4 protein-coding genes and 1 riboswitch are annotated in these 4089 nt (G+C 37.9%); all 4 genes read right to left on the reverse strand.

Features of this window, described 5'->3' with window-relative positions; genetic code table 11:
• Positions 1 to 212 precede the first annotated feature (212 nt).
• Genes V7719_RS18710 through V7719_RS18725 form a run of 4 tightly spaced genes read right to left on the reverse strand, consistent with a single transcriptional unit; the run spans position 213 to position 3728 of the window.
• Complete coding sequence (locus V7719_RS18710) at positions 213 to 1316, reverse strand: hypothetical protein (protein WP_335731463.1); 1104 nt, start codon at positions 1314 to 1316, stop codon at positions 213 to 215.
• Positions 1317 to 1328: 12 nt separating this feature from the next.
• On the reverse strand, positions 1329 to 1799 hold the full coding sequence (locus tag V7719_RS18715; protein WP_335731464.1) for a T9SS type A sorting domain-containing protein: 471 nt from the start codon (positions 1797 to 1799) through the stop codon (positions 1329 to 1331).
• 24 nt (positions 1800 to 1823) lie between these two features.
• A complete protein-coding gene (locus tag V7719_RS18720; protein ID WP_335731465.1) occupies positions 1824 to 3245 on the reverse strand; it encodes a hypothetical protein in 1422 nt (473 codons plus the stop codon).
• 12 nt (positions 3246 to 3257) lie between these two features.
• Positions 3258 to 3728, reverse strand: a complete 471-nt coding sequence (locus V7719_RS18725; RefSeq protein ID WP_335731466.1) for a T9SS type A sorting domain-containing protein — start codon at positions 3726 to 3728, stop codon at positions 3258 to 3260.
• Between the two features lie 259 nt (positions 3729 to 3987).
• A riboswitch (SAM-I-IV-variant riboswitch) is annotated at positions 3988 to 4082 on the forward strand.
• Positions 4083 to 4089: the final 7 nt, after the last annotated feature.

Consider the following 4089-nt stretch of genomic DNA (forward strand, 5'->3'; position numbering starts at 1 on the left):
ATAGAATTAACCTGATGCATCACCTTTAAAACTATGCATTATGAAAACTGTTAGTATTAATTTACAAGAGGACGACATTAAACCCGCTTCAAAAACAAACACCTTAGCCATAATTACACACAAAAAAACCAACAGCGCTCTACAAAAGTACTGTTGGTTTTGTTTTTCTAAATGCTCTCAGAAAAGAACGTTATATGTTTTAGAGCTATGGATTAATTCATATTCTGCCATCCAAAAGAACCTGGGTTCGGTTGAATATGGACTCTAAATACTAAATCATCTTGTGCACTTGGCGTTGAAAAACTAGCTTCAAAACATTCACCATTAGGGTAATTACTGTTGGTAGCAAAAGTCAACTCAAATGCAACACAAAACGTTAAGAACGCTGATCCCCCAGCACTAACAGGTATAGGCGTCGCTAAATTAAAAGTAAACCAAGTGAAACTTGAATAAGAAGGAATTGTAAATTGTTCAAAACTCGCACCTAAAAAATCAATATTATGAGGTCCAGGACCAAAATTACCGTCTTTTAAGAGTAACTCTATAGCAACAATTTGTCCGTCTATAGGAGATGTGATAGATTGGTCAATACAAAATTCATCACTTAATTCTGAACCTGCATAAATCTCATTCAAAATTGAAGCGTTATCGGTTAACATGGCATAGACCTGTAATTTGCGGGCATCGCTATTAAATTGTACCATGCCTTCCACTGGAGTTGCTATTGCATTGACTTCATTTTGTGTCATTGAAGGAAAAATAACTGGCAATGGCGTTGCAATTTCCATCGAAGCTTCTGTATTTGGTGTATCCGTACCTATAACAATTTGTCCTGTGTTTATAAGGTCATTTCCGTTGGCATTATTACCCATAACTAATACTTGCTCAATGGTTTGCGATTCGTTTGTGACGTTCTCTGCAGTTTTTGCATGCAATGCATAAGGTACACTTAATAACTGGCTGGTACCTGTAATAGTATAACTGATGCCTCCATTTGGATCGGTTTCTGTTTTTATAAAGTAACTGTCAGTAGACCAATCTATGGTTGTAAAATCACCACTTACAACATTACCTGTCCCAATTTCTAGGGTCACTAAGCCGTTAACATTAGTTGTAGGTGTATGCGTTTCTACATAAACAGCTGTTCCCATAGGTGTCGTTTGTAGAATACTTATTTGCATCCCTACGGCTTGGTTGGTCACTAAAATATCGCTACTGTTTCTTACTACTGCTTGGTAGCTCATCTTCTCTGGTGCTTGGGCAAAAGTACTTGCAGTTACTAATACTGCTGCTAGTATGGTGTATAGTTTTTTCATGTGTCTTGATGGTTATTTTTTAATGATTTTAAACGTTTTTAATTCTTGATTGTTTTGGTTTACTTTTAGGATGTACGTGCCAATGGCCAAACTTTGCATCCCTATTTGTGTGTTATTTTGGGTTACTAAGCCTTTTGCAACCACTCTGCCTTGCAAATCGTACATGGCATAGCTTATACCAACTAAATTCGCATCTGTTAATGCCAATACGACCACATCTGCTGTAGGATTGGGATAGGTTACTGCAGTTAAGTTTACAGTGGTCAGCTCTGGATTACTCAGGGTAAATAGTTCGATACTTTGTTGTACCCCTTGGGATACTGTACCATTTCCTGTAGTAGTGGTATACACCAATTGCCCAACAGAATAGCTGGAGGTACCACCACTTCCTGTGGCATCACCACCTGAAGTTGGAATAGCATCTTGTGCATCCATTAATTGTGTAGCAAATAATAGACATGCTACTAGAATAGTATTTCTCATAGAGTTGTTTTTAAAGATGTTTTTTTATTGAGTAATTTGTTTCCAAATAGCGGCTGCAGGTGAACTATCAATGCAAATATAAGCTTGTAAACCAACCGTATCAATCCACATTGAACCTACTGAAAAATTTGAAATTACATCGTCAGTTACAGAAGGTGCAACTGTTGCCGAATAATTCATCTTAGTCGTATCTGTAGCTGTTACTTCCTTTGTCGTTGGGTCATATTTAAGCACTTGCGGGCCATTTGCATCACGAATAGGAGCTATGTACAAGCTATTTGGTACTGTTGACTCTAAAGGTAAACCTGTAGCATTTAAAATTATACTATTGTTGTTTTGATTAGTAGTCCCACTATTTGCACCAATCGCAATAGCATTATTTCCTTGATTAACTTCTCCACTTCTACTACCTATGGCAACGGCTTCAGATCCTTGAAAATCGCTACCACTTCTACTACCTATGGCAACGGCTTCAGATCCTTGAAAATCGCTACCACTTCTACTACCTATGGCAACTGCAAAAATTCCTTGAGAATCGCTACCACTTCTACTACCTATGGCAACTGCTTCAGGTGCTTGACCATCTCTACCGCTACTTTCACCTATGGCAACTGCCAAAGGTGCTTGATTAACTTCTCCACTTCTTTCACCTATGGCAACTGCAAAAGGTGCTTGATTACTGTTACCACTTCTACTACCTATGGCAATTGCTAAAAACCCTTGTTGTACTTCTCCACTTCTACTACCTATGGCAACTGCTTCAAATCCTTGAGAATCGCTACCACTTCTACTACCTATGGCAACTGCTGAATCCTGTTGATTAAATTCCCCACTGCTTTCACCTATGGCAACTGCTGAAAATCCTTGAGAATCGTAACCACTTCTTTCACCTATGGCAACTGTGAAAGGTGCTTGATTAATGCTACCAGCATCTTGACCGATATGAACTTTGTCACCTCCAACCCTCCAAGAATTTGAAATAGTGTCCCAATATAAGTAATCACTATAAGCATTTCCTAAATCTCCAGAAAACCCTATAACATTCTCCGCGGTTTTTGCATGCAATGCATAAGGCACACTTAATAACTGGCTGGTACCTGTAATAGTATAACTGATGCCTCCATTTGGATCGGTTTCTGTTTTTATAAAGTAACTGTCAGTAGACCAATCTATGGTTGTAAAATCACCACTTACAACATTACCTGTCCCAATTTCTAGGGTCACTAAGCCGTTAACATTAGTTGTAGGTGTATGCGTTTCTACATAAACAGCTGTTCCCATAGGTGTCGTTTGTAGAATACTTATTTGCATCCCTACGGCTTGGTTGGTCACTAAAATATCGCTACTGTTTCTTACTACTGCTTGGTAGCTCATCTTCTCTGGTGCTTGGGCAAAAGTACTTGCAGTTACTAATACTGCTGCTAGTATGGTGTATAGTTTTTTCATGTGTCTTGATGGTTATTTTTTAATGATTTTAAACGTTTTTAATTCTTGATTGTTTTGGTTTACTTTTAGGATGTACGTGCCAATGGCCAAACTTTGCATCCCTATTTGTGTGTTATTTTGGGTTACTAAGCCTTTTGCAACCACTCTGCCTTGCAAATCGTACATGGCATAGCTTATACCAACTAAATTCGCATCTGTTAATGCCAATACGACCACATCTGCTGTAGGATTGGGATAGGTTACTGCAGTTAAGTTTACAGTAGTCAGCTCTGGATTACTCAGGGTAAATAGTTCGATACTTTGTTGTACCCCTTGGGATACTGTACCATTTCCTGTAGTGGTGGTATACACCAATTGCCCAACAGAATAGCTGGAGGTACCACCACTTCCTGTGGCATCACCACCTGAAGTTGGAATAGCGTCTTGACTATACATAATATGGGTACCAAATAGCAGACATGCTGCTAGTAGTATTGTTTTCATTGCGTTGCTATTTTTTAAAGATTTTGTTTTTTTTACAGCCAAATTAAGCGTGAAGAAAATTAAGTACTCTAGGTTAATATTATTACAAATATACTCTTTTAATCGTATTAATATGCTTTTTGTCTGATTTTATGTTAATTTATTAGAGTCGCACTACCTAGTGGTAACAGCGAGTATAATTCATTGCTACTCAATTTTTTCAGGTGAAATTTATTAGAAATAATTACACTTAAAAGTCATAAAATTTAACTATACTTGCGTTAAGTATCAGGAACGCAACAATTGCGTACCAACCGAGCACAAAAGCTACGGTGGTTTAGTATACGGACAGTCCAGTCAAAATAAATGATTACCACACTGT

Origin of the sequence: Psychroserpens sp., assembly GCF_036960315.1 — a bacterium.
Lineage (GTDB): Bacteria > Bacteroidota > Bacteroidia > Flavobacteriales > Flavobacteriaceae > Psychroserpens.